General features: G+C 36.0%; 26 protein-coding genes. 15 read left to right on the plus strand and 11 right to left on the minus strand.

Going from position 1 to position 25,526, the window contains the following annotated elements:
* Positions 1–6: 6 nt before the first annotated feature.
* The 7 genes from AC3WV0_RS02740 to AC3WV0_RS02770 all read left to right on the plus strand — a co-directional run bounded on the left by AC3WV0_RS02740 (position 7) and on the right by AC3WV0_RS02770 (position 7,077).
* Positions 7–1,077 carry a branched-chain amino acid aminotransferase gene (locus tag AC3WV0_RS02740; protein WP_488843787.1) on the plus strand — a complete coding sequence of 357 codons (1,071 nt, stop codon included), beginning with the start codon at positions 7–9 and terminating at the stop codon, positions 1,075–1,077.
* 370 nt (positions 1,078–1,447) lie between these two features.
* Entirely contained in the window at positions 1,448–1,957 is a 510-nt protein-coding gene (locus AC3WV0_RS02745) for an FKBP-type peptidyl-prolyl cis-trans isomerase (protein ID WP_488843789.1), read from the plus strand.
* 81 nt (positions 1,958–2,038) lie between these two features.
* Positions 2,039–3,076, plus strand: a complete 1,038-nt coding sequence (locus tag AC3WV0_RS02750; protein ID WP_488844696.1) for a peptidylprolyl isomerase — start codon at positions 2,039–2,041, stop codon at positions 3,074–3,076.
* Between the two features lie 249 nt (positions 3,077–3,325).
* Positions 3,326–3,901 (plus strand): hypothetical protein, encoded by a 576-nt coding sequence (locus AC3WV0_RS02755; protein WP_488843790.1) that lies wholly within the window; start codon positions 3,326–3,328, stop codon positions 3,899–3,901.
* A gap of 42 nt (positions 3,902–3,943) precedes the next feature.
* The gene (locus AC3WV0_RS02760; RefSeq protein WP_488843792.1) at positions 3,944–4,489 is read left to right on the plus strand and encodes a helix-turn-helix domain-containing protein; all 546 of its coding nucleotides are present in this window, start codon (positions 3,944–3,946) and stop codon (positions 4,487–4,489) included.
* 142 nt (positions 4,490–4,631) lie between these two features.
* A complete protein-coding gene (locus tag AC3WV0_RS02765; protein WP_488843793.1) occupies positions 4,632–5,795 on the plus strand; it encodes a retropepsin-like aspartic protease in 1,164 nt (387 codons plus the stop codon).
* Positions 5,796–5,913: 118 nt separating this feature from the next.
* Positions 5,914–7,077, plus strand: coding sequence for an aspartyl protease family protein (locus AC3WV0_RS02770; protein ID WP_488843795.1), 1,164 nt, complete (start codon positions 5,914–5,916; stop codon positions 7,075–7,077).
* A gap of 459 nt (positions 7,078–7,536) precedes the next feature.
* On the opposite strand, the gene AC3WV0_RS02775 is transcribed toward AC3WV0_RS02770, so the two are convergent.
* The 6 genes from AC3WV0_RS02775 to AC3WV0_RS02800 form a co-directional block, all read right to left on the minus strand.
* A complete protein-coding gene (locus tag AC3WV0_RS02775) occupies positions 7,537–8,892 on the minus strand; it encodes a M20/M25/M40 family metallo-hydrolase (RefSeq protein WP_488843796.1) in 1,356 nt (451 codons plus the stop codon).
* A 319-nt stretch (positions 8,893–9,211) separates the two neighbouring features.
* Positions 9,212–10,618, minus strand: a complete 1,407-nt coding sequence (locus AC3WV0_RS02780; protein ID WP_488843798.1) for a M28 family peptidase — start codon at positions 10,616–10,618, stop codon at positions 9,212–9,214.
* A 54-nt stretch (positions 10,619–10,672) separates the two neighbouring features.
* Positions 10,673–11,917 (minus strand): DUF1015 domain-containing protein, encoded by a 1,245-nt coding sequence (locus AC3WV0_RS02785; protein WP_488843799.1) that lies wholly within the window; start codon positions 11,915–11,917, stop codon positions 10,673–10,675.
* Between the two features lie 3 nt (positions 11,918–11,920).
* The gene (locus tag AC3WV0_RS02790; protein ID WP_488843801.1) at positions 11,921–12,883 is read right to left on the minus strand and encodes a D-2-hydroxyacid dehydrogenase; all 963 of its coding nucleotides are present in this window, start codon (positions 12,881–12,883) and stop codon (positions 11,921–11,923) included.
* A 109-nt stretch (positions 12,884–12,992) separates the two neighbouring features.
* A complete protein-coding gene (serC, locus tag AC3WV0_RS02795) occupies positions 12,993–14,063 on the minus strand; it encodes a 3-phosphoserine/phosphohydroxythreonine transaminase (protein WP_488843803.1) in 1,071 nt (356 codons plus the stop codon).
* A 120-nt stretch (positions 14,064–14,183) separates the two neighbouring features.
* Positions 14,184–14,534 (minus strand): 4Fe-4S binding protein, encoded by a 351-nt coding sequence (locus AC3WV0_RS02800; RefSeq protein WP_034682968.1) that lies wholly within the window; start codon positions 14,532–14,534, stop codon positions 14,184–14,186.
* Positions 14,535–14,593: 59 nt separating this feature from the next.
* Between AC3WV0_RS02800 and AC3WV0_RS02805 the strand changes: the two genes are divergently transcribed.
* The 3 genes from AC3WV0_RS02805 to AC3WV0_RS02815 are packed head-to-tail and all read left to right on the plus strand — an operon-like array spanning position 14,594 to position 16,850.
* The gene (locus tag AC3WV0_RS02805) at positions 14,594–15,628 is read left to right on the plus strand and encodes an acyl-CoA reductase (RefSeq protein WP_488843804.1); all 1,035 of its coding nucleotides are present in this window, start codon (positions 14,594–14,596) and stop codon (positions 15,626–15,628) included.
* A 37-nt stretch (positions 15,629–15,665) separates the two neighbouring features.
* Positions 15,666–16,115, plus strand: a complete 450-nt coding sequence (locus tag AC3WV0_RS02810) for a peptidylprolyl isomerase (protein ID WP_488843805.1) — start codon at positions 15,666–15,668, stop codon at positions 16,113–16,115.
* Positions 16,116–16,163: 48 nt separating this feature from the next.
* On the plus strand, positions 16,164–16,850 hold the full coding sequence (locus AC3WV0_RS02815; protein ID WP_488843807.1) for a Bax inhibitor-1/YccA family protein: 687 nt from the start codon (positions 16,164–16,166) through the stop codon (positions 16,848–16,850).
* A 131-nt stretch (positions 16,851–16,981) separates the two neighbouring features.
* Here AC3WV0_RS02815 and AC3WV0_RS02820 read toward each other — a convergent pair whose 3' ends face one another.
* From AC3WV0_RS02820 to AC3WV0_RS02840, 5 genes are all read right to left on the minus strand, one after another.
* Entirely contained in the window at positions 16,982–17,230 is a 249-nt protein-coding gene (locus AC3WV0_RS02820) for a DUF6952 family protein (RefSeq protein WP_488843809.1), read from the minus strand.
* Complete coding sequence (locus tag AC3WV0_RS02825; RefSeq protein ID WP_488843811.1) at positions 17,230–17,535, minus strand: thioredoxin family protein; 306 nt, start codon at positions 17,533–17,535, stop codon at positions 17,230–17,232. The genes AC3WV0_RS02820 and AC3WV0_RS02825 overlap by 1 nt, the downstream gene beginning before the upstream one ends.
* A 119-nt stretch (positions 17,536–17,654) precedes the next feature.
* The gene (locus AC3WV0_RS02830; protein ID WP_089855172.1) at positions 17,655–18,287 is read right to left on the minus strand and encodes a peroxiredoxin; all 633 of its coding nucleotides are present in this window, start codon (positions 18,285–18,287) and stop codon (positions 17,655–17,657) included.
* A 364-nt stretch (positions 18,288–18,651) separates the two neighbouring features.
* Positions 18,652–18,834 carry a hypothetical protein gene (locus AC3WV0_RS02835; protein WP_488843814.1) on the minus strand — a complete coding sequence of 61 codons (183 nt, stop codon included), beginning with the start codon at positions 18,832–18,834 and terminating at the stop codon, positions 18,652–18,654.
* Positions 18,835–18,887: 53 nt separating this feature from the next.
* Positions 18,888–20,081 (minus strand): pyridoxal phosphate-dependent aminotransferase, encoded by a 1,194-nt coding sequence (locus AC3WV0_RS02840; RefSeq protein WP_488843815.1) that lies wholly within the window; start codon positions 20,079–20,081, stop codon positions 18,888–18,890.
* A gap of 127 nt (positions 20,082–20,208) precedes the next feature.
* Here AC3WV0_RS02840 and AC3WV0_RS02845 point away from each other — a divergent pair, with 127 nt between their 5' ends.
* The 5 genes from AC3WV0_RS02845 (at position 20,209) to AC3WV0_RS02865 (ending at position 25,444) form a co-directional block, all read left to right on the plus strand.
* Entirely contained in the window at positions 20,209–21,027 is an 819-nt protein-coding gene (locus AC3WV0_RS02845; protein WP_488843817.1) for a GLPGLI family protein, read from the plus strand.
* 84 nt (positions 21,028–21,111) lie between these two features.
* On the plus strand, positions 21,112–21,747 hold the full coding sequence (gene rsmG / locus AC3WV0_RS02850; protein ID WP_488843819.1) for a 16S rRNA (guanine(527)-N(7))-methyltransferase RsmG: 636 nt from the start codon (positions 21,112–21,114) through the stop codon (positions 21,745–21,747).
* 59 nt (positions 21,748–21,806) lie between these two features.
* A complete protein-coding gene (locus AC3WV0_RS02855) occupies positions 21,807–22,211 on the plus strand; it encodes a hypothetical protein (protein ID WP_488843821.1) in 405 nt (134 codons plus the stop codon).
* A gap of 6 nt (positions 22,212–22,217) precedes the next feature.
* Positions 22,218–22,745, plus strand: a complete 528-nt coding sequence (locus AC3WV0_RS02860) for a DUF922 domain-containing protein (protein ID WP_488843823.1) — start codon at positions 22,218–22,220, stop codon at positions 22,743–22,745.
* Positions 22,746–22,750: 5 nt separating this feature from the next.
* Positions 22,751–25,444 carry a PD-(D/E)XK nuclease family protein gene (locus AC3WV0_RS02865; protein WP_488843825.1) on the plus strand — a complete coding sequence of 898 codons (2,694 nt, stop codon included), beginning with the start codon at positions 22,751–22,753 and terminating at the stop codon, positions 25,442–25,444.
* Positions 25,445–25,526 lie beyond the last annotated feature (82 nt).

Here is a 25,526-nt window from a genome sequence, read left to right on the forward strand (position 1 = left end):
TTAGAAATGATAATTCAAAAAACTGAAAACTCCCGAATTTCTACATTCGACCCAAACAATTTTTCTTTCGGAAATACTTTTATTGATCATATGATTATATGTGAGTACGAAAATGGAAAATGGGGTGATGTAAAATTGGTTCCTTATGGTCCTTTAATGTTTACTCCTGCCATGATGGGTGTAAACTACGGACAAGCTTGTTTTGAAGGCATGAAAGCTTACAAAGACAAAGACGGACAGGTTTTCCTTTTCAGGCCTGAAAAGAATTTTGAGCGTATCAACAAATCGGCGAAGCGTCTTGCAATGCCGGAAGTAACGGAAGAAATGTTTTTAGACGGTTTAAAAGCATTGGTAGACATTGACAGAGACTGGATTCCTTACGGAGAAGGAATGTCATTGTATATCAGACCATTGATTTTTGCTACTGAAGAAGCACTTAAAGCAAGGGTTTCGAATAAATATATGTTTGCTATTGTGGCAACACCGGCAAAAAGTTATTATACAGAGCCAGTATCAGTGAAAATTTCAGACCATTATTCAAGAGCGGCAAGCGGTGGAGTAGGTTTTGCAAAAGCTGCAGGAAATTACGCTGCTTCTTTTTATCCTACACAATTGGCAATCGAAGAAGGCTATGAGCAGATCATCTGGACCGATGATGCTACCCACGAATATTTTGAAGAAAGCGGAACGATGAATGTATTTGTAAGAATCAACGATACTATTTATACACCGCCAACATCAGAAAAAATTCTTGATGGTGTTACCAGAGACAGCTTTATTCAGTTGGCTAAAAAGAGAGGAATTGAAGTAAAAGTTGAGCCTATTAAGGTAAAAGACGTTATTGAAGCACAGAAAAACGGCACTCTGAAAGAAGTTTGGGGCGTTGGAACAGCTGTGGTGACGACTGTTTTCCAGGCTTTGGGATACAATGGTGAAAAGCTTCAGCTGCCAAGATTATCAGATGAAGAAAGCTATGCAGAATTACTTAAAAATGATCTTGTTAGCATCCAGAGCAATCTTTCAGAAGATCCTTTCGGATGGAGAGTTCAGGTAGATCATGTATTGGAAACTGTTTAATTTTATACTTAAATATATATGCAAGCCGGGATTTCCCGGCTTTTTGCGTTAACTAATATTTCAGCTGAACAAAACATAGTATAGTGACGAACAACATACTGATGAGATTCTTAATCGGAATAACAAAAGATGATCTCAACCCTAGCCCGGATTGCAGCTTTGTTTGAGCTCATTTTCTTGGTTTCGGCTGCGGCGGCGAAGCCGCCGCAGCCGAAACCAAGAAAATAGCGAGTGCGGAAAGCCGGATAAAGCTTCAAAGAAAAACAGACTGGCACAATTAAAGTTCAGCTCAGGATGACGTTGAAAATGTTTAAACTTTTTTTACAAGTTTTGTTAATCATTCCTGAAATGTGTATTTTCGCAAAAGTTTATGAGAAAAATACTCTTCATATCGGTTCTCAGCTTCTTAAGCTGCAGCAAGAATACGCAGACCCATCCACCAGTCGGCGGAGTTCTCAGCAAGAATGATCTTGATGTTTCCAGGCAACGGATGAAAAACCTGAATGCGCAGGAAAGATATCATATTCAGGAATGGATCAATAATCAGCCTGTGAAATTTTATCCTACCCAGCTTAATTACTGGGTGAATATTAAGGGATTTGATCAGAGGCAGAGAAGACAGGATGAAAGCTTTATTTCTTATTCGTATGATCTTTATGACTTTGATCAGACCAAGATTTACGATCAGCCAATCGAAAGGAGAGATGCCAGATTCGGGCACTTTGACGAATTGAAAGCGGTAGAAGATGCTTTGCGTTTTATCCATAATGGTGAGGAAGTTACGCTTTTGGTTCCTTCAGCTCTTGCATATGGTACGTATGGAGATGAGAAGAAAATAGACAACGATATCCCGTTAATCATAAAATTAAAAGCATTATAATCAATGAAATTGTTTAACAAGAATATAATTCTGGCAGCGGCAAGTATTTCGCTCATGAGTTGTACACCAATTTATAAAAAAATGAACGTAGACAAAGAAACTTACGAAGGTCTTAATGACGGACTTTATGCAAACCTTCAGACGACGAAAGGAAATATGATCGTAAAGTTTGAAGACAAAAAAGCACCTGTAACTGTAGCCAATTTTATTGGTCTTGCAGAAGGGAAAATCGACAACAAAGCAAAAGCGAAAGGAGTTCCTTACTATGACGGAACGATTTTCCACAGAGTAATCAAAGATTTCATGATCCAGGGAGGTGATCCTCAGGGGACGGGAATGGGAGATCCTGGATATAAATTCGAGGACGAAAGAAACGACCTTAAACATACTGGAAAAGGAATTCTTTCTATGGCAAATTCAGGACCGAACACCAATGGTTCTCAGTTCTTTATTACTGAAGTGGCTACACCTTGGTTAGATGGAAGACATACCATCTTCGGAAAAGTAGTAAAAGGTGAAGAAGTGATCGATGCGATTGCCAACGTAGAAAAAGGTCCTCAGGATAAGCCTAAAACGGATATTGTTTTGGAGAAAGTTTCTGTTTTCAGTAAAGGAGACGAGTACAAAAATTACGATGCTGCTAAAACTTTTAACGAAGGAAAGGCAAAAATCGCTGAGAATAACAAGGCTTATTTAGCAAAAGAAGAAGCTGAGAAAAAGAAAAAAGAAGAAGAGTTTAAAACAAACCAGGAGAAAATGGTAGAAGACTTAAAAGCAGGAATGCAGAAAACAGAGTCCGGGCTTTACTACAAGATCACCAAAACCACTGACGGAAAAGCTCCGAAAGCAGGTGATAATGTTTCTGTACACTATGCAGGGAAGCTGGTTGACGGCACTGAATTCGATTCTTCATTCAAAAGAAATGAGCCGATCGAAATTCCTATCGGAATGGGAAGAGTAATCAAAGGTTGGGATGAAGGAATTCTTTTATTAAAAGAAGGTGAAACGGCTACTTTATTAATTCCACCGGCAATGGGCTACGGAGAAAGAGGTGCAGGTGGCGTGATCCCGCCAAATGCATGGCTGATCTTCGATGTTGAGCTTGTGAAAGTGAAATAATCAGACCTGAAATATATTGAAAAGCCGTCCGTAAGGATGGCTTTTTCTATTTTCACAGCGTAAAAATACTTTTGTAACGATTTTACTAAATCAAGCGACAGATTCAGAACAAATATCACTTTGAGTAGGTTTTTTGAAGAAAATCGTATCGAAAAATTTATTTAAATAAGCTCAAAAAATATCTCGATAATTTTCATTTCATTACGAAAAACACTCGAACCTGACGTAAATAAAGTTTAAAATTAAATTATGAAAACCAGATCACTTCTATTGCTGTTCGCGCTGATTTCTTTCCTGTCATTGGCACAGGCCAAAGCCAATCCCGATGATGCAGCCATCAAAAAAAATCTTACTTATTTCATGAATTCGGTCATAACTAAAAAGATCGACCAGGCAGTGAGTTGTATTTATCCTAAATTTTTCACGATTGTACCGAAAGATCAGATGACACAGATTCTGAACATGACGTATAATAATCCCTTCATGAAGATCGAAGTTAATAATCTGAAGTTTGGAAATATTGAAAAACCGGAACTCATCAATGGTGAATATTTTTCTATTGCCCACTATTATTTTACCATGAAATGCAATATGGGTTCTCTGAATGACGACATGAAAAAACAGATCAGTACCATGCTGGCAAAGAAATACGGAAAAAACAATGTACAGTATCTTTCGAAAGAAGGCGTCTATACCATCAATGCCGCTATGAAAGCCTGCGCTGTCTCTAAAGACCGTAAGTCATGGAAGTTTGTAGTCCTTGAAAAAGAATATAAACCACAGCTGGTAAAAGTGCTACCGAAAAAGGTATTGGATAAAATTTAGGCATAAAACTGCAAGATAAAACAAAAATCTAATAAAAAGGTCATGCATAAATTAGCCGGAAAAAGAGAATTACTCAACCTGACACAAGAAGAATTAGCCGAAAAGTCGGGTATTTCAGTAAGAACTATACAGAGAATTGAGGCTGGACAAATACCAAAAGGATTCACACGTACATCACTTGCTAAAGCATTAGAAATCGATGAGTCATATTTTGACAATGAAAATACTCTTGAAATTGAAAGTCAAGATGCATTGAGGTGGAATAAAATTGTGAATCTTTCCGCATTGCCATTTATATGTTTTCCTCCACTTAATATACTGATTCCATTTTTTCTTGTTTTTTGGAAAAAGCAATCGAATACACTCAACAAAAAATTGCTTTCTATCCAGATCATCTGGAGTCTTATTTCTATTATATTGTTTGTATTTATTTTAATTCTTAACGACTGGCTTCTGGTAAAAAGCAATTTAAAAATGCTGATCCCAATAGTCTGGATTTTAATAAACGGCATTATAATCATTAGAAATGCATTGTTCCTAAGTAATGAAAAACCAGACCATATCTTTCCAAATATCAATATTTTATAATAATGGCGGATAATTGACAGCCAGGTGTCGGGGAATTGGCAGCTTATATTTTCCTTTCTGTTGTGAGTAAATTCAGTTCTTTGCTCATAATATTGAAATAGAAAGAAATATGATAACTTGTAAGCAAAAAAATTTTATAAGCTTGATTATCCTGATTTTCGGAGTCAATGCTGTATATGCGCAAAAAAACATAAGAACAATAACTGCTACTTCAAAAAAAGCATCGATTACTGATGGCAAGAATGTGAAGCTTGATTGGAACCTAGAACCAGATGCCAGGCCCGATATTTATTATGTGAATATTCCATCGAAAAAGAGCATTATCAAATTTAAAACAGATAAAGACCAACTGGCCATAAAAACTCAGCCGGGAAAAAAATATAATTTTGTTGTCTTGCTCAACGGGAAAGATAGTTGCCATGTTCAGATAGCCTCAATCTTACCTCCGGATTTACCTGATTTGAAAAAAACATCAGCTTATCCGATCCATTTACCATTTAAATTAATTAATTCAAAGATTTTTTTTGATGGTCAGGTCAATGGTAAAAATGTACTCATTCAGTTTGATCTTGGAGCTGGCACTAGCGTTGTCAACAGAAATTCTTCTGAGAAAATTGGTCTCGAATTTTCCTCGCATACAATAGTCAGCAATACAGACGGGGTCAATAAAGAAAAAACAAGTCTCCATAATATTTTAAAAATTAATAATCTGGAATGGGAAGAAATTCCTTTGACCGAGGTCGGCAATATGGAGGCTTTTGAAGACATTATTATCGGAAACGGATTTTTCCGGGATAAGATCATTGGAATTGATTATGACAAACTTGAGTTTACCATTTATGAAAGCTTGCCGGCCGAAGCAGATCAATATAAAAAAACACCTGTTTTTTATGTACAAAATCGTCCGATGTTCAAAGTGAAATTTATTCATAATACTAAAAAATATGATTTCTGGTTTCTTTTTGATACAGGAAGAAACGGTTCTATGCTTCTCGGAAATGATTTTACACAATCAGACCATAACTGGGAAAATCTTCAGCCGCTTACGATAATTAATGGACGTAAAATAATCCGTCTGGATGCATTTATTGCAGGAACTGAATTTAAAGATATTGTAACGAACGCCTCAAATCCCGCTGTACCAAATGGAAAAGCAAGTCTTTTTGGAAATCAGATTTTAAAACATTTTAATGTAATACTTGATAACAAAACCGGAACTTTATATCTGAAATCCAATAGCCTTATCCATGAACCTTATTTTAATTATCAAAGTTATCTTAAGGAAATGTCTAACAAATCGAAGTAATATCTTATTAATTTATTTTTTTAAATAACCGTAAAGATTCATGTTTAAATTGGAGTTATTCATTGATGGTTCAGCATTATTATTCAAAAAACTCTTATTTTAGCCATAAAATAAGTCAATGCGAAAGATCCTATACTCACTATTCATATTTTCCGCAATTACAGTTATCGGACAAACTAAAAAGTTTTTTGAAAAAGGAGAGGTGCAGATGCCGCATCCGGTAGAAAAAATAAACCTGAAATTTGAAAATAATCTGCCATTTGTAAAGGTGAGTATCAACGGAAAATTCTATAACTTCCTGTTTGATACCGGAGCACCGACTGTAATTTCACAAAATATTTACAACGAACTTAATCTTAAAAAAAAGTATAAAAAATCAATCAAAGATTCGGATGAAAAGGTACAGCAGCAGATCTTCACCGAACTTCCGGAAATGAAGATCGATGAGTTGGTTTTTAAAAATGTAGGCGCTGTTGTTCTCAATCTCAATTCCGCAGAACTTAGCTGCCTGAAAGTCGACGGTATTATCGGAGCCAATCAGATGGCTAAACTGTTCTGGAAAGTCAATTATTCACAGAATTCTCTGGAAGCATCAAAAGATCTTTCACTTTTTGATATCCGGGATTATGAGGTTGTAGTTCCTTTTGAAAGCCAGCTACAGAAAACTCCGATAGTGCAGGCTTCAGTACTGAACAAAGAAATAAAACTTACTTTTGATACCGGCTTTTCCGGCAGGCTGGAAGTAGCGGGTGATAATATAGATCCGAAGGCACTTCAGCATTTAGTAAAGACTTTCGGAACCCGTACCACCGGCGCTTTCGGGACAGCCATGCCTGCATCGGGATATATTTTCCGAGTAGAGGCTATGAAGATGGGAAACACAATGTTTAAAGATGAAATAATGGCTACCGGAAAAACAGATTATATCGGCAACGATTTTTTTAAAGACTTCACTTTTATACTGGACTGGAACAATAACAAAATTTACATGAAAAGAATAGGTACAAGTCCGTCTACTCTTGAATCTTTTGGTTTCAGTTATCGCTTTGTCAATGGAAATGCGATGGTCACATTTATTTTTCAAGAAGAAAATTTTCCAATTGAAATAGGAGATGCAATCATCAGCATCAATGGGGTAAAGCTTGAAAATCTTGATAAAAACGCAGTCTGCCATTATTTCATCAATCGCTTGGAAAAAGACCAGAATACTCTCAGTATAAAGATCAAGAGGGGTGGGAATATTATCGATGTCAAGCTTGATAAAAAAGTTTTTTTGACGTAGGATATTTTGCTTTAAACGTAAGGAAAAAAGAAGTTTGAGTAAGTTATCGTATGTATTAGCTTTCATTAATTGATGCTTAAAACATCGCTATCATTAGCTGAGCGTTAGCGCCTTTGCGAACGGAAAATATGCGCAATCATTTAAAATAAAACCTTGCCAACGTTGCATTAAAAATTTAAACTTAAAGAGGTAACCAGAATTTGTACTTTCTTTATATTGTATTGCGCTTTATCGGAAAACTTGTTGCGAGGGTGCAACACACTTTCTGGTTTACCAGAAAAGTCATTGCAAGGGTGCATGGAACTTTCTGGATTACCCGAAACCTTGTTGCAAGGGTGTGACAAACTTTCGGATGTTTCCGAAAAGTCATTGCAAGGGTGCAACAGCTTTTCGGAACAGCAATACAGAAAGAGAATCATTTCATAAAAAAAAACCTCCAAAAAGGAACGGTTTAGTATATTACCAGTTTTTATCAATCATATAGATCAACTGTGTCATGGCCACTGCTCCCAGCAGAAGCTCTCTGCGATTTACCTTTTCAAAAGTATCTTCTTCCGTATGATGGATGTCGAAATACCGTTGAGAATCGGGAACCAGCTCTGCGGTAGGAATTCCCATATCATGAAGAGGATAAAGATCGGTTCCGGAATAGGTGTTTTTAAAATCATAAATCCCATAAGGCAGGAACAGCTCTGACCAGCTTTGAATCTGCTTTCTTTTTTCACTGTCCATGTCTAAAGAAATTCCACGTGGAGTAAATCCACCGGCATCAGTTTCAATGGCAAAAAGATGTTTCTCATTATTCTCTTTTACCATTTTCCCATATTGAACTCCGCCTTTCACGCCGTTTTCTTCATTAGCGAAACAGACCATGCGAATGGTATGATTGTTTTTGATCCCTAAATTTTTGAAAGTCCGCAATACCTCAATGCTTTGAACAATTCCTGCTCCGTCATCATGAGCGCCTTCACCCACATCCCACGAATCAAGATGTCCACCCACGAGAATTACACTTTGATCTTTTTTGCCGGTAATTTCCCCGATGACAGAGTGGGAGAGTTTTTCACCTTTCATCCCGCAATTAGAGTTTAGTTTAGCGGTTACTTTTTGTGAAGTTAAAAGAGCTGCCAGCTCATCAGCCGTTGTACTTCCGATAGCCACCGCAGGGATTTTGTTATCGTCTCCATACCGCATGGCTCCGGTGTGCGGAACATCATCAAAAGCAGAAGAAAGCGAACGGATAATAGCAAACTTACCACCTTTTTTTGCCGTTAAGGTAGCGGCGGTAGTCCTGTATTTTGCTGCATCACTATATCCTCTGAACGTTTCAATATAAGACTGACTAAACGGATAATTAAAGAAAACGATCTTATCTTTTACCTGTTCATTAGACAACTTGTCGTACTCGTCTATTGAGCGGACCATAATGATTTCCCCGGAAATATCTTTTCCACCTGTACCTTCGGAATTTCCGAGTGAAAGCATTTTTAAGTTTTTCCACTTTACGTTGGCGGTCTTGATCTGTAACGATTCTTTACCTCTTATCCAAACCGGAACCATTACCTCCTGAAGCCACACTTTATCTGCTCCTGCATCACGGAGTTTCTGTTCGACCCACTGTACGGCCTTTTCATAAGAGTCGGAGCCACTAAGACGGTGTCCGATATTTTTTGTCAGCTCCCGAAGTTCGGTATAGCTTTTTCCTTTATTTAATATCTCCGTGGAAATTTCTGCAAACTGCACTGAATCTTGTTTTTCCTGTGCCGAAAATGCCATAGTACCCAGCAATATTGCAGCTGCTATAATGTTTTTCATTTTCTTCTCCTTTTATTCTTTAGTTTAAATTTTAATAAATAAATACTAGTTTGCCGATTATTTTAAATTTAACAATCATATTTATTATAGTTCATGATACGAATCTATACAGTTTCTTGAGTACTTACTGCCTATTTTCAATGTAAAGTGTATAATGAAATAGTATTTGTTTTTGCCTGAATAAACCGAAGCGGACTTTTGTATATCTTAAATCATTCATTAAAGCAAAACAGACTTGTATAGCTATGCGATAAAAGAAAAATCAGCTTATCTTAAAATACACATTTATCAATTAAGATTTTTCAGAAATTAAAGTACACTACCAGTTCTTATCAATCATAAACACCATCTGTGTCATCGCGACTGCACCCAGCAAGAGTTCTCTTTTATTCACTTTGTCAAAAGTATCTTCTACGGAATGATGATAATCAAAATACCGTTGTGTATCGACAACCAGTTCAGCCAATGGAATGTCAAGCTTTTTTAACGGAGAAATATCCTGAATCGCTTCGGTTTGGTCAAAATCATAGACGCCATATGGAAGAAAATAATTTTTCCATTCAAAAATCTGCCTTCTTCTTTGTGGCGACATATCCAGAGAAAATCCTCTTGGAGAATAACCTCCGGCATCCGTTCCAAGCGCGAAAACGTGCTTTTCTTCTTTTTTCTTAACATAAGCTGCGTACATTTCCCGGCCCTGTCCGCCATTCTCACTGTTGGCATACAGTACCACACGAATCGTGTGATTATTTTCGATACCGAGTGCCTTTATTGTTCTTAGTACTTCTATACACTGTACGACACCGGTTCCGTCATCAATGGCACCTTCCCCAAAATCCCAGGAGTCGAGCTGGGCGCCGAGAACAATTACTTTAGAATCTTTCTTTCCCGGTATTTCAGCGATGATATTTGGATTGGTGGTTTCACCTTTTGACTCGGCGGTCATATTGATTTTTGCGGTTACTTTCTGCTTTTTAAGTAGCTTTTCAAGCTCATCAGCAGATCTTGCGCCGATGGTCAAGGCTGGAATTTTTACTTTATCATCTGGTTCATAATAGATCATCTTTGCATGAGGCGTGTCGTCATTTGCCGTGGTTAATGATCGTATGATTAGAGCTTTTGCCCCCGTTTTAGCAATCACGGAAGGGGAGATGAGCTTAGATTTTGCCGTAATCAGGTAAGAATCGCTGGTATTGATAATTCTCGGATCCATAGGAAGGTTGACAAAAGCTATTTTATCTTTTAACTGTCCCCAAGACATTGCATTGAGTTCAGAAGTCGTGTTGATGAGAACGATTTCACCCATAAGATCTTTTCCTCCTGTCCCTTCAGAGTTTCCGAAAGACAACATCCTGATATTTTTCCATTCACCATTGCCCGTTTTTATCTGTAACGATTCTTTTCCTCTGACCCATATCGGAGCCTTCGCTTCCTGTCGCCAGATCATTTCAATACCGATTTCCTTAAGCTTTCTTTCGGCCCATTCTACGGCTTTCATATATCCCGGTGTAGCACTGAATCTTGGTCCGATCCCTTTGGTAAGTTCGCCAAGATTGTTGTAGGCGGCTCCGTTCATCATGATCTCATCCGAAATCTTTTTAAACTCATCGTGATAGTTGAGTTTCTGAGTGATGCCGGTTTTCTTTACCGGCTTTTTCAACGGCTTTTTTTGAGAAAATAAAAATCCACCCAAAAAGAGTGGAATGATAATGAAGATCTTTTTCATTTATTATTTACCTTTCTTTTTCCATGCTAAAAGTAAGGAAAAATTGGTTAGTTTTTACTGTTTCATATCGTACATCAGAAGGGCTGTAACAAGTTTTGGTTCAATGAATGTACATTTTGGCGGCATGCTCAGCTTCAGATCGGAAATTTTAATCATATCATTGAAACTTACAGGGTAGATTCCGAATCCTGCTTTGCCTTCTCCGCTGTCTATTTTTTCTTTAAGCTGATTAATTCCTTCAATGTTAGAGGTGCCCTTTATATAATCTATCTTTTCAGAACTGTCGGGATCTTCTATTTTTAAGATATTTTTAAACACATATTTATCAAGAAGATGATGATCAAGATTATCCAGTGACATTTCCTGGGAACGGAGATCATGTTTTACGTGAAGTGAATAAAATTTACCATCCATGTACATTGATATGTGAAACTTCTGGGATGGGAAATATGCCGTTTCACCCTTCTCGTGGATAAGAAAATATTTTTCCAGTTCGCTTAAAAATTCTTCATTTGACAGCCCGTTAAGATCAGTCACGATTCTGTTGTAATCATGGATTTTAATAGACTGGTTGGATACGATGAAGCTGTAGACGAAGTTGTAAAGTTCTGTTCCGTTATGTCTTTTGTTTTTATCTTTCTGATGTTTCGCATTCAGGGCGGTAGACCCGATTCTGTGGTGACCGTCGGCAATGTAGAAAGAATCGATCTGGTCAATTACTTCTTTAAACTGCTGTAATTTAAGGCGGTTGTCAATCCTCCAGATCTTGTGCCTTATTCCTTTTGTATCTACATGATTGAAGATCGGAACATTCTTCTCTTCGTGATTCATGAGCAGCTCAATTTTGGAGTTGGCGGTATAGGTAAGTAATACCGGTTCTGCCTGCAGATTTACCTTTTCAAGATAATGGGCCAGTTTTTCTTTTTTCTGCGGAATGGTACTCTCATGCCTTTTGATCTTTCCGTTCCAGAAATCCTCGATGCTGGCAAGGCCCAAAAGTCCTCTGAAAACCTGTTTATCGGGATAGATCTGCTCATAAAGATAATACGCCGAATTGTCCTGAACGAGTTTATTCTCATTTATCAATTCTTCAAACGTCGACCGGATCTTTCTTAAATTCCTATCGATATCTTTAGATTTACTGACAACATATGGCTTGATCATATTGATGTAAGTATCTTCAACTTGAGCTTTTTCCGCTATCTCTTCCTGCGTGAAATTGTCCAGAGGATGAGTAGGGAAAGTGCTCTCATAGTCTTTATGAGGTCTTATTCCGCGAAAAGGTTTAAAAACAGGCATATTTTATTTTATAGTTTCTTTGATCTTAATAATTTGTTCTGCAAGCTCTACTCCGATTTTTTCCTGGGCATCTACGGTGTTTCCGCCTACATGCGGTGAAAGTGAAAGGGCAGGATTCATCAGCAGAAGTACTTCAGGATTGGGTTCTTTTTCAAAAACATCCAGTGCGGCACCGGCTACTTTTCCTGATTCGATAAAATCGATAAGGGCCACTTCATTCATCACGCCGCCTCTTGCAGTATTAACAATATAGACGCCATCTTTCATTTTTTCAAACTGAGGAGTGTCTATGATATATTCATTTGTTTTAGGGGTATTGATGCTGATAAAGTCTGCCTCCTTGAGGAAAGCATCCATATCATTGGTGGAAGTAATCTCGAAATTCACGGATTGTCCGTCGAAAAATTCAAGCGTAAGGACTTTTTTCTGAGGTTTTCTGGTGAGGACAATTACTTTCATTCCTAAGGAAATTCCCATTTTTGCAACTTCCTGACCGATACTTCCAAAGCCGATCACCCCTAATGTTTTTCCTGAAAGTTCGTATGCTTTGCTAAAGGATTTTTTCATGGCATCAAAATGAGTTTCTCCTTCCAAAGGCATCAGCCTGTTGGATTCATGAAGAAATCTCGCCAGTGAAAAGAAATGCCCGAAGACCAGCTCTGCAACGGATTTTGATGAAGCAGTAGGCGTATTGATAACATACAGCCCTTTTTCAATAGCATATTCTACATCAATATTATCCATTCCGATACCGCCTCTCCCGACGATTTTAAGCCCCGGACAGGCATCAATGAGTTCCTGTCTCACTTTGGTGGCACTTCTTACAAGAAGAACATCAACTTTATTGTCATTGATAAAGCTGATGACATGATCCTGTGCAACCCTGTTGTCCAGAACTTCAATTCCGGCATCTTTCAATGCCTTTTCTCCTGCTTTGGAAATACCGTCGTTAGCTAAAACTTTCATGGATCTTTTTATTTAATTTAAATAGTTAAAGATGAATTATTAAAAATTTAAATAGTTGCGCAAATTAAGAAAATTTAAAATAATGATCGTGATCTTTAATTCCGCATTTCTAATTTTTATTGAACGACTTCATTACATCTACCAAAATCTGAACACTCTCAATTGGTAAGGCATTGTAAAGACTTGCTCTGTAACCTCCAAGACTTCTGTGGCCGTTCAGACCGCTGATACCTGCAGCTTTCCATGCATTGTCGAATTCTTCTTTTTTGCTTTCGTCAGTAATTTTGAAGGAAACATTCATTAAAGAACGGTCTTCTTTTACGCAGAACGTCTCAAATAGTGGATTGCTGTCAATCTCGTCATAAAGAAGTTTTGCTTTGGCTTCATTTCTTGCTTCGGCACCGGCAATCCCTCCGTTGTTTTCCAGGTGCTGTAAAGTAAGTAAAGATGCATAAACCGGGAAAACCGGTGGCGTATTATACATCGATTCTTTGGCAATATGCTGAGAATAATCCATGATGGAGAACATATTTTCTCTTCCTGTTTTACCAAGGATTTCTTTTTTTATAACCACCAACGTCACTCCAGCTGGTCCCATATTTTTCTGTGCCCCAGCGTAGATCAGGTCAAATTTAGAGAAATCCAATTTTCTTGAGAAAATATCAGAACTCATGTCGCAAACCATTAAGGTATCCACTTCGGGGAAAGATTTCATCTGAGTACCATAAATGGTATTGTTTGACGTGCAATGGAAATAATCATATTCTGAACCTACTTTATAATCTTTAGGAATAAATGAATAATTTTCTTCTTTTGAAGATCCTACAACATCTACCGTTCCTACTTTTTTTGCTTCTTTAATAGCTCCGGCAGCCCAAGTTCCTGTATCAAGATAAGCTGCTTTTCCGCCTACTTTCATCAGGTTGTACGGAACCATGGCAAACTGCAGGCTGGCGCCACCTCCCAAATATAAAACTTCGTAATCATCACCTAAGTTCATCAGTCTTTTTACAATGGCGCGGGCTTCGTCCATTACCGCAACAAAATCTTTGCTTCTGTGTGAAATTTCAAGAAGTGATAATCCGATTCCGTTGAAATCCAGAATGGCCTGTGCTGATTTTTCGAAAACTTCCTGAGGTAAGATGCATGGTCCTGCGCTAAAGTTGTGTTTTTTGCTCATATCATTTATTTTTTTGCTTTGCCGTAAAGTAATCCTTACGGCTTCATTTATAGTTGGTTGGTAAATAAATACAGATTTCGTATATAAAAAACCGCCTCATGATGTATGAGACGGCAGTTTTTATTCTCCGTGTAAGAATGCTTTTTTATTTAGCAGTGCTTCTTCAGATTCTACATGATCTTCATCAGGCACACAGCAATCTACAGGACATACTGCTGCACACTGCGGCTCTTCGTGGAAGCCTTTACATTCTGTACATTTATCTGTCACAATGAAATACACATCATCGCTTACAGGCTCCTGTGGTGCATCTGCATCTACTGTAAGGCCTGATGGCAATGTTACGGTTCCTTTCAATTCGGTACCTTCTGAAGCTTTCCAATCTACTGCTCCTTCATAAATTGCATTATTTGGACATTCTGGTTCGCAGGCCCCGCAATTAATGCATTCATCAGTTATTTTAATAGCCATCGCTAATTTTTTTTAAATTTGCACAAAATTACAAAATATTCCCCAATTTTACAGTACTTATGAATATTGAAAATCAAGTTTTAGGACTTATAGAACTTAGTCGCTATATATCAGAGTTTTTAGCAAAAAAAAATGAAGATTATAATGAAAATGATGTTGATTTTGAACTTTTAATTAAAAAGTCTGAAATTGAAAACCCATGGTTTACGGTTGAAAATCAGAAATTTGCTTTACGACAGTGGGCAGATCTGCTTACGGAACAAAATATAAATAACTGGCTTAAAGAATATTCTATCTCCAAAACATCAAAAAGAGTGGGGCTTATTTTAGCGGGAAATATTCCTTTGGTTGGATTTCATGATGTGATTTCGGTAGTGTTGAGCAATCATATTCCAGTAATCAAACTATCATCGAAAGATCGATACATGATCCCGTTTTTACTTAAAAAATGGAATGAATTTTCCGGGGGTAATGTCAGGTATGAATTTGTGGAAAGGCTTGAAAATTTTGATGCAGTCATCGCTACAGGTAGTAATAATACCGCAAGATATTTGGAATATTACTTTAAAAACCATCTTCATATCATCAGAAAAAACAGGACTTCAGTAGCAGTTTTAAAAGGAGACGAAACCGAAGAAGAATTGAAACTTCTTGCAGAAGATATTTTCAGGTATTTCGGGTTGGGTTGCCGGAATGTAACGAGACTTTTTATTCCTAAAGATTACGTAATTGACAGATTATTTGAGAGTTTTATTGGTTTCCAGGATATTATTAACCATAATAAATATGCCAATAATTATGATTACAACAGAGCGGTTTATCTTCTCAATCAGGAAACATTTTGGGATAATAATTTTGTAATGCTGAAAGAAGATGAAAAGCTTTTCAGTCCGCTTTCGGTAATTAATTTCAGCAGATATTCTTTGTTGGATGAAGTGAAAAATTTTATTGCTGAAAATCAAGAAAACATCCAGTGTATTGTGGCAAAAGAAGAACTTGGATTGGATTCCGTAGCTCTTGGCGAAGCTCAGAATCCTGGCCTGGACACTTATGCTGATAATGTTGATACTATGAAATTTTTATCGGTAATATAATTCTTCGTATCTTGCTGTCAACCAATCATAGATTTATATGAAAAAAATACTTCTGATATGTGCATTTTTTGTTTTTCACTGGGCAATTTCCCAGCAGAAAAGTACAATAAAAGTAGTTGAAAGCAAGAAAATTGAGCTTACTTCCGAACTTCCCAAGGATAAAATTGATCTGTACAATCAGGCATTTATGAAATTTGTCGCTGCATTGAAATCTTCGGATAAAGAAAAAATTAAAACTTTGGTTTCGGATAAGATAGCGTATTATATGTCTGATGATATCATCTCAAAATTATCTGGAGGAATCAGTTTTGACCGGAAAATGGTCGTATACAAATCGGGATATCAGAAATTGTATGAGAACGAGACCTATCCGATCATTCAATATAAATATTCCGATGATCGACAGAATCCGCCACGGGATATTATTACAGTAATTTTTGAAAACGACGGAAAGATTCTTGGAGTAAAGCCTGAATATGCGGAATAACCCATGAGCAATAAACAGTTATAAAAAAATAATATTAAAATTAAAACTATGATGACAGATGTTTTGGTTGCGCATTCTTCAGATGTGGAGAAAGCTGACTTTTACAAAAAAACGTATTTGCATGTCGCATTGTCTATTCTTGCATTTATTGGGGTAGAAAGTGTTTTGTTGAAAACCGTTCCGGATCAGTTGATCTTTGCCATGTTTGCCCAGCGGTATATCTGGCTTTTAATTATCGGAGTATTCTGGTTGGCTTCAGTTTTAGCTACAAAATGGTCACTTTCATTGAGTAAATCAACGCAATATTTTGGCTTAGGATTTTATATTTTGCTGGAAGCGGTCATTTTTCTTCCATTGATTAAAATTGCTACACTTTACAGCGGACCGCAGGTGATTTACCAAGCAGCGATGCTTACTATCGCAATGTTTGCCGGGATTTCATTCATCGCTTTTACTTCAAAAAGAGATTTTTCTTTCCTTAGAAATATCATTGTGATCGGAGGATTTATTTCTCTTGGATTAATTGTAGGAGGAATGTTATTCGGATTTAATCTTGGACTTTGGTTCTCTGTAGGAATGGTAATTCTTGCTTCTGCAACCATTCTTTATCAGACTAGTAAATTAAAGGATTCTTACAGTACCAATCAATATGTTGGCGCTTCTTTACAGCTTTTTGCTTCGATTATGCTTTTATTCTGGTATATCTTAAGTATTTTGATGAGCAGAAGAAACTAAATGTAAGTTATAAATTACAAGTTTTGAGTTAAGAATTTCAAAACTTTCATAAATTCAAAAAATCCTGATGTTTTTTCATCGGGATTTTATTTTGGTTATTTAAACACTAATCCATGGAATTGTGTTAAATATTATTTGTCAATCGATCCTAGAACCTTTTGTGCAAATGAATTTAAAGCGTCTTTTTCACTCATTCCTGTTTGTACGTTGGCGTGAACTTCAAGTGCGCCGCAGATGTTGGTGATCAATTCTCCGACAACATTCAAATCTTCTTCACTTACTCCTCTGAACTCTGAAAAACTTTCCAGGACTTCCAGTGTTTTCTCAAGATTTTCGGGAGTCTGACTCTGATAAAACTGTCTTATTACCGGTAGTTTCATTATAATTCGTTAAATAAGTTAATTAAACTGTCTGCCTGATTGGTCTGAACCTGATTTACAAGTTCACCGTTTCTGAAAATTGCAAAAGTCGGCAGATTATCTACTTTAGCCAGTTTTCTGCTTTCCGGCAATTTCTCAGCATCTACATATAGGAAAGGAATACTGTTGTTTTCAGAAGCTAATTTTTTGAATTTTGGCTTCATAATTCTGCAGTTTCCACACCATGTTGCGCCGTATTGAACGACTACTTTTTCATTTTCGCTTACAATATTCTGCAGCGTATCTTCTGTTAATTCTGTATACATAAGTTAAATTTTAAAATAAAATTTAACAATGTACCAATAAAACAATGTAACAGTTTACCAATCATCTTCTTCTGCATCATTGTTACATTATTAGATTGATACATTGCTAGATTAAAAATTTAGTTTTTCGCTAAATATTCAGCGGTAGAATTTCTGTCAGCTTTCATTGCTTCTTTTCCTTCTTCCCAGTTGGCAGGGCAAACTTCACCATGCTTCTGAACGTGAGTATAAGCGTCGATTAATCTTAAATATTCTTTTACATTTCTTCCCAAAGGCATATCATTTACAGACTCGTGGAAAATTTTTCCTGTCTCATCGATAAGATATGTTGCTCTGTAGGTAACGTTTGAACCTGTGAAAACCTCTTCTCCTTCGTCATTATATTCAAAATCCTGATCAACAATTCCTAAAAGATTAGCAAGCTGTCTGTGTGTATCAGCCAAAAGAGGATAAGTAACTCCTTCGATACCGCCGTTATCTTTAGAAACATTCAGCCATGCAAAATGCACTTCGTTTGTATCGCAAGATGCACCGATCACTTTAGTGTTTCTTTTTTCAAATTCACCTAAAGCCTCCTGGAAAGCATGAAGCTCAGTAGGGCACACAAAAGTAAAATCTTTCGGGTACCAGAATAAAAGAACTTTTTGCTGATTTGCAGTAGCCTCTTCAAAAACGTTAATTCTAAGATCATCACCCATTTCAGACATTGCGTCAATGGTTACATTCGGGAATTTTTTTCCTACTAAAGACATAATTTCTTGTTTTTTATATTTAAATTTTCTGCTGCAAATATAGAAATGATTCGTCTATCAAACAAATCATTATTGATTAATAAAATCTATTATTGTTTTAGCTTAATAATAAATAAAAAAGCCCTGAATTCAGGGCTTTAAGTTATTTTTAGTAACCAAAAATCTCGGTTAAGTTTAATTTTTTCACTTCTCCAAGCTTCTGCATATCTGCTTCATTTACTTTGTCCTGAGAAGCAACTACACAATAGGTAAAATTTTTATCTTTCATATATCTTGCTTACATAGATCAGTGAGAATAAAATTAAACTATTAAAAATAAAATAGGGCTTAAAAGTGCCCTAAATCTATTTACAAATTTTTTTTACTATGATATATCAAATCCGCCTCCTTTGCATATCATTTTTGCAGCTTCAGCAATTTCTGCAAAACTTTCTACATTGTGAGCTTGGCCAGTCGTCCCATTATCACATTGGATGTAGACTGTTTGGCTACCTTTAATTGTCTGCAACTTTTTTCTTGTTAATTTTTTTGTCTTTAGATTTTTCATTTTTATATATTTTGAATTCTAAAGCTAGTGAATTATTTTTACAGCTACAATACCTAACTGAATTTTTCTAAGACACTCTTAATTCTTCTCATGGCTTCAGTAAGCTCTTCTTCAGAAGCGGCATAGGAAAATCTGATGCATTCCGGGCTTCCGAAAGAAACGCCGCCTACGCATCCTACATGTGCATTTTCAAGAAGGAACATGGCAAAGTCGTCAGAATTTTTAATCTCTGTTCCATTTAACGTTTTTCCTATGTAAAATGAAATATCCGGAAAGAAATAAAAAGCAGCTTTTGGCAACAATACTTTGAATCCAGGAATATCTTTCATTAAATCGTATACCAGATCTCTTCTTTTTTTGAAGGCATCGATCATATATTTGTATTCTGAAGGATCTGCCTGTAAAGCGGTAATTGAAGCTCTCTGAGCCACTGTATTTGCGCCGCTTGTCATTTGTCCCTGAACTTTTTCGCAGGCTTTGGCCAGCCATTCCGGGCATGCAGAATAACCGATTCTCCATCCTGTCATCGCAAAAGCCTTTGACATTCCGTTGATTACAGCCGTCTGTTCATACACTTCAGGAAACTGGGCAATTGAAATTGTTTTTGTTTCGTAGTTGATGTATTCGTAAATCTCATCTGAAATGACGGTTACGTGAGGATATTTAGCAATAACTTTTGCAAGAGATTTCAATTCATCATACGTATAGTATCCGCCTGAAGGATTACAGGGTGAGCTGAACAATATGGCTTTGGTTTTATCGGTAATGGCTTCTTCCAGTTGTTCTGCCGTAATTTTAAAATCGGTAACATATGAAGTCGGCAGCATTACAGAAACTCCGCCCATCATCTTTACCATTTCATCATAACTAACCCAGTATGGATTTGGAAGGATAACTTCATCACCATCGTTAAGAAGTGCTGCAAGAACATTTATAATCGCCTGTTTGGCGCCGTTTGAAACACAGATTTGTGCAGGTTTATATTCTAAATTATTGTCTCTTTTCAGTTTGTGAGCGATGGCTTCACGCAGTTCCAGAAATCCTGGGACAGGGGAGTAGTGACTGTAGTTCTGATTGATGGCATCGAAAGCGGCCTGTTTTATATTGTCCGGAACGTCAAAATCAGGTTCGCCCAAAGTAAGGCTGATGACATCTATTCCGCTGGCTTTCATTTCTCTGGCCTTATTTGACATAACGAAAGTTTGTGAGTAACCAAGTCTGTTTACTCTTTCTGAAAGTTTCTCCATTTAATTATTCAATTTTAACAAATATATTAATAAAAAATATTTGAAGGAAATAAAAGGTTTTGTTCAGTTTAAAGTTTATCACTATGTTTGTAGTTATCCAATATGGGTTTAAATAAAATACCTGAACATGTACAAATTCTTTTTCCTTTTTATAATGTCATTTGTTTCTGCTCAGCATTACCGTTTCGTCTACGAATACAGAATGAAGCCTGATGTCAACAAAAAAGATTCTATCATTACCGATGTTATGAATCTTGATACCGATGGTAAAGAGTCATACTTTTATAATGCCGTAAAATATGAAAGAGATTCCACGTATGCTGCAACAAAAAGTTACAAGGATTTGCTTTTGTCTAAAAATTACGACCAAAATCTCAGCTATATTGTTGAAAAAGATTATGTTGCGAAGACTGTAAAATTCTATGATAAATTCAAGACTGTCAACCTGCTGATTCGCGAACGTGAAATTCCTGAATGGAAAATTGAGAAAGAATTTTTAAAGATCAATAATATTGACTGTCAAAAAGCCACCACAAACTTTAAAGGAAGAAGCTGGGAAGCCTGGTTCAGCAAAGATTATCCTGTAAATGACGGACCGTACAAGTTTTCCGGACTTCCGGGACTTATCGTGAGCATTAAAGATTCAGAAAATGATCATGTTTTTAATTTAATTCAAATCAAAAAGATCAATGAAATATTTTCACTTTTGCCGAAATCTACCAAAGAAATGACTTTTGCTGATTATAAAAAGACGATGGGTAGTTTTACTTTTACCACAGACGATATTGAAAGCCTGAGTATTAACAAGCAGACAGGAAAAGCAGATATTCAGGTAAAGGATGGTTATTTTGTAAGGATTGGAATCGATGAAATGAAGTCAGGCAAGTTAGATGAAAAAATTCTTCTGCGTTTAAAAAGAACGAATAATTATATTGAAAGAAACTAAAAACAACAGTATGGAGCAATCTTATTTTTTTTGAATTTGAATTAAGCCGATAAAAACTTATTTTTGCTTTCTATAATATTTCACATGTCTACAACGTTACTACTAAAATACTTTCCGGATCTTACAGAAAAACAGATCGAGCAGTTCCAGAAACTGGAAGATTTATACCATGAATGGAATGAAAAAATCAACGTAATTTCAAGGAAAGATATGGAATCTCTGTATGAAAAGCATATCCTGCACTCTCTCGGAATCGCGAAAGTGATGGAATTTGCTCCCGGAACAAGGGTTTTGGATATCGGAACAGGAGGCGGTTTTCCGGGGATTCCATTGGCGATTTTATTTCCTGAAACAGAATTTACTTTGATTGATTCTATCGGGAAAAAGATAAATGTTGTAAAAGCAGTTGCCGAAGGAGCCGGATTGCAGAATGTTACAGCGATTCACGGGAGGGCCGAAAAGCTGAAAGAGAAATTTCATTTTGTAGTAAGCCGTGCGGTGACACAAATGCCGGAATTTCTGAGATGGCTGAAAGGTAAATTTGAAAAAGATCAGTTTAATGCCAAGCATAACGGAATTTTATATTTAAAAGGCGGTGATCTTGCTGAAGAACTTGCCGGACTCAAATGTGAAATTTTTAACCTTAAAAACTATTTTGATGAAGAATTTTTTGATACTAAAAAAGTGGTTTATGTATCAAAAGGAAATTTTAATTCTTAACTTAGCATTTAAGGAATACCATTTGATGAAAATATTGTAATAATCAAAATTTTGTAGTTATGAAAAATTTTTTCCGTTTTGGTTTTTCTGCATTTTTTTTAGGATTATTTTTTATTTCATGTAATGACGATGATTACCAAACCATTGAATCGATTGATAAAATCAAAATTGACACTGTAAAGATTGTTAAGGATACGATGGATGTTTTCAGTATTCAGAGCATCAGGACGTATTCTACCTATCCGTCTCACTGTGAGGGTTTTTACGGGTATGATTATGTCCGGAATGATAATTTGACCAGAACGGTTACATCATACAAATACACCACCAGCGGACCTTGTACACAGGCAGGTTATACCTCTGCCAACCAGATAAATTTTAGTCCGCAACAGGTTGGTACTTATACTTTTAAATTCTGGAATGGTGGCAACAATTGGATCACCAGGACAATTGTAGTTGAATAGAAACAAATGAAATGGATTTTTTTAGCCTGTTTTCTGATTTCCAATATTGTATTCGGACAGAAAATATACTGGGCAGAAAATGTGAAGTTAAACTGGAGTAACTTCAAAAGCAAAATAAACAACCAGCGGGGTGCCAATGTTGTAGCTTATACCAATTGCGGATGGATTTATTCTTATGTAAAATCTTCCAATCCCAAAGCACCGGTCAAAATAGAAATTCAGACTGTTTTTAATGAAGATAAGTCTTGGAAAGATGTAAAAAGAATCAATGACTATGTGCTTCTTCACGAGCAAAAGCATTTTGATGTTGCTGAACTATACGCCCGAAAGCTTCGTAAGGAAGTGGCTGAAAAAATAAAAACGTCTTCAGATTTTGATAAATATTTTAAAGCGATTTATAACAAAAATCTAAAAGAATACCAGGATTTTCAAAGGACATATGACAGCGAAACAAAAAATGGAATGCTGGAAGATAAACAGTCGGAATATAATCGTATTATTGCTGAAGGATTGGAAAAATATAAAAGCTATTAATCGTCTTGAAATTCCTGAACAAAATTATTGATGAACTTCTTGCCCAAAACACTGATCTTTCAGGGTTCAGTATCGTTCTACCCGGAAAAAGACCAATTGTTTTTATCCGTGAGATTTTAAAAGAAAGAAATTATTCGGGCTTTCTTCCTGATTTTCTTACAGTTGAGGAATTAATTCACCGGATTGCAGATAAACAGGAAATTCAGGGGATTTCATTGTGGCTTTTTGCTTTTGATGTCTATAAAAGTCTGAACCTTATCCCAAATGATGATTTTTCTGAATTCTTGAAGTGGTTCCCTACCTTGCAGAAAGATTGGGATGACATGATGAAATTTTCGGAAAATGATCAGGCTGTTCTGCAATATATGTTTGATGAAGAAAGGATCAAAGACTGGGCACAAAATCTTGGAGAAAACGATGATGTGCCGAGAAAAAAATTCCTTAATTTCTGGAAAAATATGAATGTTTTTCTTCCGGTATTGAAGAAAAAACTGCAGGAAAAAGAGTGGGGAACTTCAGGAATGATTCATGAAACAGCGAAAAAAAGAATTGAAGAATTTGCCAAAAATACAAAAGAACAATTCGTTTTCTGTGGATTCAATGCCTTTACTCCAGTAGAAGAAAAGCTGCTAAGAACCCTTTTACAATGGAATAAAGGACAGTGTTTTTTCCAGGCCGACCGATACTATTTTGATGATGAAAGGCAGGAAGCAGGAAAATTTCTCAGAAATCATAAAACCTGGAAAGAATTTAATGACAGCCGTCTTTTCAATTGGATTGAAGACGATTTTAAGCAGCCTAAAAATATAAAAGTCTACGAAGTTTCAGGAAATATTACCCAGACGAAAATTTTACCGGAAATTTTTAAAGAGATCGAGAATAAAACATATTCGAATACAGCCGTTGTTTTATTGGACGAAAATTTGCTTCCTGCAAGTCTAGATGTCATGTATGGAATTCAGAATCTGAATATTACAATGGGTTTTCCATTGAAAAATCTTTCCTTTTCAAATGCTGTCAAACAGCTTTTTTATCTTCAGAAACAACTGGAGAAAAACAAATCATCCTATTACTACCGAGATATTTTTCCTATCCTTGAAGAGCTTCCGAAATCTACTGAGGATGAGCTGATTATCAATAATTTTAAAACTAAAATTGAAGAAAGAAATATAGTTTATATCTCTAAAAAGCTTATGAATGAGCTTTTAAACAAACTTTCTTACTTTAATCTGCTTAAAAAAGCTGTTTCAACTAATGACTATTTAGATGCACTGATTGCATTTTGCAGGCAGATAAAATGGCTTGAAATTGATGATATTCAATATGAAAATGTATCTCATTTCGAAAATGCGTTCAGGATCATTAAAAACCAGCTAGCTCCGTATCAGTTTGAGATCAGGATGGAAACGCTGGAAATTCTTATTAATCAGCATATCAATTCTGAAAGTATTGATTTTCAGGGCGAGCCTTTAAGAGGACTTCAAATTATGGGGCTTTTAGAAACGCGTCTTCTGAATTTTGAAAATGTCATTTTATTATCTGTGAATGAAGGAAAGCTTCCGTTGGGAAATTCGCAGAATACTTATATTCCTTTTGATGTACGGAAGTTTTTTGATCTTCATACTTTTTTAGAAAATGACAGCATATACGCATATCATTTTTACCGTCTAATCCAGGATTCTAAGAATGTTCACTTGTTGTTTAATGCGTTGAGTTCAGGAGTTAATACAGGGGAAAAAAGCAGATTTATTACCCAGATCGAAATGGAAAGCTCACATCAAATTGAGCACCTGATCATTGAAAATTCGTCAGAACCAATCATTACGCAGCCAATCGAAATTAAGAAAACAGAAATTGTTTTAGAAAGACTTGAAAAATGGAAATCAAAAGTTTCGGCTTCACATCTTACAAGCTATCTTTATAATCCGATTGATTTTTATCTTTCCAAGATATTGAATACTTCAGAAACTGATGAAATTGAGGAAGAACTTTCTGTCAGAAATTATGGAAATTTGGTTCATTATTCACTTCAAGAAGTTTATGAATCGTTAAAAGGTAAGGTTTTAAAAGAGAATGATTTAAAAAACTCAATTAAAGCTATAGATCAATATATTGAAATCGCTATTGACAAATTAAAACACCAACCAGAATTTTACGATAAAGGGATGAATTTCATTCATAAAGCGATAGCTAAAAAAGTGATTGAAACAATTCTTACTCATGATTTAGAATTGGTAAAAGCAGGCAATACATTAGAGATTATTGATATCGAAAAGCGTTTTGAAGGAGTAGATTTTTATTTAAATGAAACAGATAAAATTTCTTTTTTCGGATTTATTGACAGAATTGACAGACTGAACGGAACACTAAGAATTATTGATTATAAAACGGCAAAAATAAAAAATCTTGTTGTGAAAATTGATGAAGATAAAGTCGACGAATATTTTCATAACAGTGATAGAAAACAAGCTTTACAGCTTTGTATTTATCAATATGTGGTCGAAAACTTACCCGAATTCTGGGGCATGCCTGTTGAAACGGGAATATGGAGTTTTGCCGAAGCAAAAAAAGGCGTTGTTTCGTTACAGTTTGAAAAAGGAAATATCGAGGATGCCATGAAATCTGTTAAAAGTTTGATTGAAGAAATCCTGAATCCGGATATTAATTTTGTAGAGGAGATTAAAGCATATTCCAATTAAAAAGGTGACTTCGAAGTCCTCAGCCACCTTTTTTGTGTATAATATGACTTATAGAAAGTTACAGTGAATGAGTATCTCGAAT

The sequence above is a fragment of the Chryseobacterium sp. 27AL genome (assembly GCF_057815395.1).

Bases quoted from the DNA above. Each gene is read 5' to 3' on its own strand.
- AC3WV0_RS02780 (WP_488843798.1), bottom strand. From the start codon at position 10,618: ATGAAAAAGATCTTCATTATCATTCCACTCTTTTTGGGTGGATTTTTA.
- AC3WV0_RS02840 (WP_488843815.1), bottom strand. From the start codon at position 20,081: ATGGAGAAACTTTCAGAAAGAGTAAACAGACTTGGTTACTCACAAACT.
- AC3WV0_RS02860 (WP_488843823.1), top strand. From the start codon at position 22,218: ATGAAATGGATTTTTTTAGCCTGTTTTCTGATTTCCAATATTGTATTC.
- AC3WV0_RS02835 (WP_488843814.1), bottom strand. From the start codon at position 18,834: ATGAAAAATCTAAAGACAAAAAAATTAACAAGAAAAAAGTTGCAGACA.
- AC3WV0_RS02745 (WP_488843789.1), top strand. From the start codon at position 1,448: ATGAGAAAAATACTCTTCATATCGGTTCTCAGCTTCTTAAGCTGCAGC.
- AC3WV0_RS02750 (WP_488844696.1), top strand. From the start codon at position 2,039: ATGAACGTAGACAAAGAAACTTACGAAGGTCTTAATGACGGACTTTAT.
- AC3WV0_RS02845 (WP_488843817.1), top strand. From the start codon at position 20,209: ATGTACAAATTCTTTTTCCTTTTTATAATGTCATTTGTTTCTGCTCAG.
- AC3WV0_RS02805 (WP_488843804.1), top strand. From the start codon at position 14,594: ATGAATATTGAAAATCAAGTTTTAGGACTTATAGAACTTAGTCGCTAT.
- AC3WV0_RS02755 (WP_488843790.1), top strand. From the start codon at position 3,326: ATGAAAACCAGATCACTTCTATTGCTGTTCGCGCTGATTTCTTTCCTG.
- AC3WV0_RS02820 (WP_488843809.1), bottom strand. From the start codon at position 17,230: ATGAAACTACCGGTAATAAGACAGTTTTATCAGAGTCAGACTCCCGAA.
- AC3WV0_RS02855 (WP_488843821.1), top strand. From the start codon at position 21,807: ATGAAAAATTTTTTCCGTTTTGGTTTTTCTGCATTTTTTTTAGGATTA.
- AC3WV0_RS02830 (WP_089855172.1), bottom strand. From the start codon at position 18,287: ATGTCTTTAGTAGGAAAAAAATTCCCGAATGTAACCATTGACGCAATG.
- AC3WV0_RS02810 (WP_488843805.1), top strand. From the start codon at position 15,666: ATGAAAAAAATACTTCTGATATGTGCATTTTTTGTTTTTCACTGGGCA.
- AC3WV0_RS02770 (WP_488843795.1), top strand. From the start codon at position 5,914: ATGCGAAAGATCCTATACTCACTATTCATATTTTCCGCAATTACAGTT.
- AC3WV0_RS02790 (WP_488843801.1), bottom strand. From the start codon at position 12,883: ATGAAAGTTTTAGCTAACGACGGTATTTCCAAAGCAGGAGAAAAGGCA.
- serC (WP_488843803.1), bottom strand. From the start codon at position 14,063: ATGAGCAAAAAACACAACTTTAGCGCAGGACCATGCATCTTACCTCAG.
- AC3WV0_RS02775 (WP_488843796.1), bottom strand. From the start codon at position 8,892: ATGAAAAACATTATAGCAGCTGCAATATTGCTGGGTACTATGGCATTT.
- AC3WV0_RS02825 (WP_488843811.1), bottom strand. From the start codon at position 17,535: ATGTATACAGAATTAACAGAAGATACGCTGCAGAATATTGTAAGCGAA.
- AC3WV0_RS02815 (WP_488843807.1), top strand. From the start codon at position 16,164: ATGATGACAGATGTTTTGGTTGCGCATTCTTCAGATGTGGAGAAAGCT.
- AC3WV0_RS02785 (WP_488843799.1), bottom strand. From the start codon at position 11,917: ATGCCTGTTTTTAAACCTTTTCGCGGAATAAGACCTCATAAAGACTAT.
- rsmG (WP_488843819.1), top strand. From the start codon at position 21,112: ATGTCTACAACGTTACTACTAAAATACTTTCCGGATCTTACAGAAAAA.
- AC3WV0_RS02800 (WP_034682968.1), bottom strand. From the start codon at position 14,534: ATGGCTATTAAAATAACTGATGAATGCATTAATTGCGGGGCCTGCGAA.
- AC3WV0_RS02740 (WP_488843787.1), top strand. From the start codon at position 7: ATGATAATTCAAAAAACTGAAAACTCCCGAATTTCTACATTCGACCCA.
- AC3WV0_RS02760 (WP_488843792.1), top strand. From the start codon at position 3,944: ATGCATAAATTAGCCGGAAAAAGAGAATTACTCAACCTGACACAAGAA.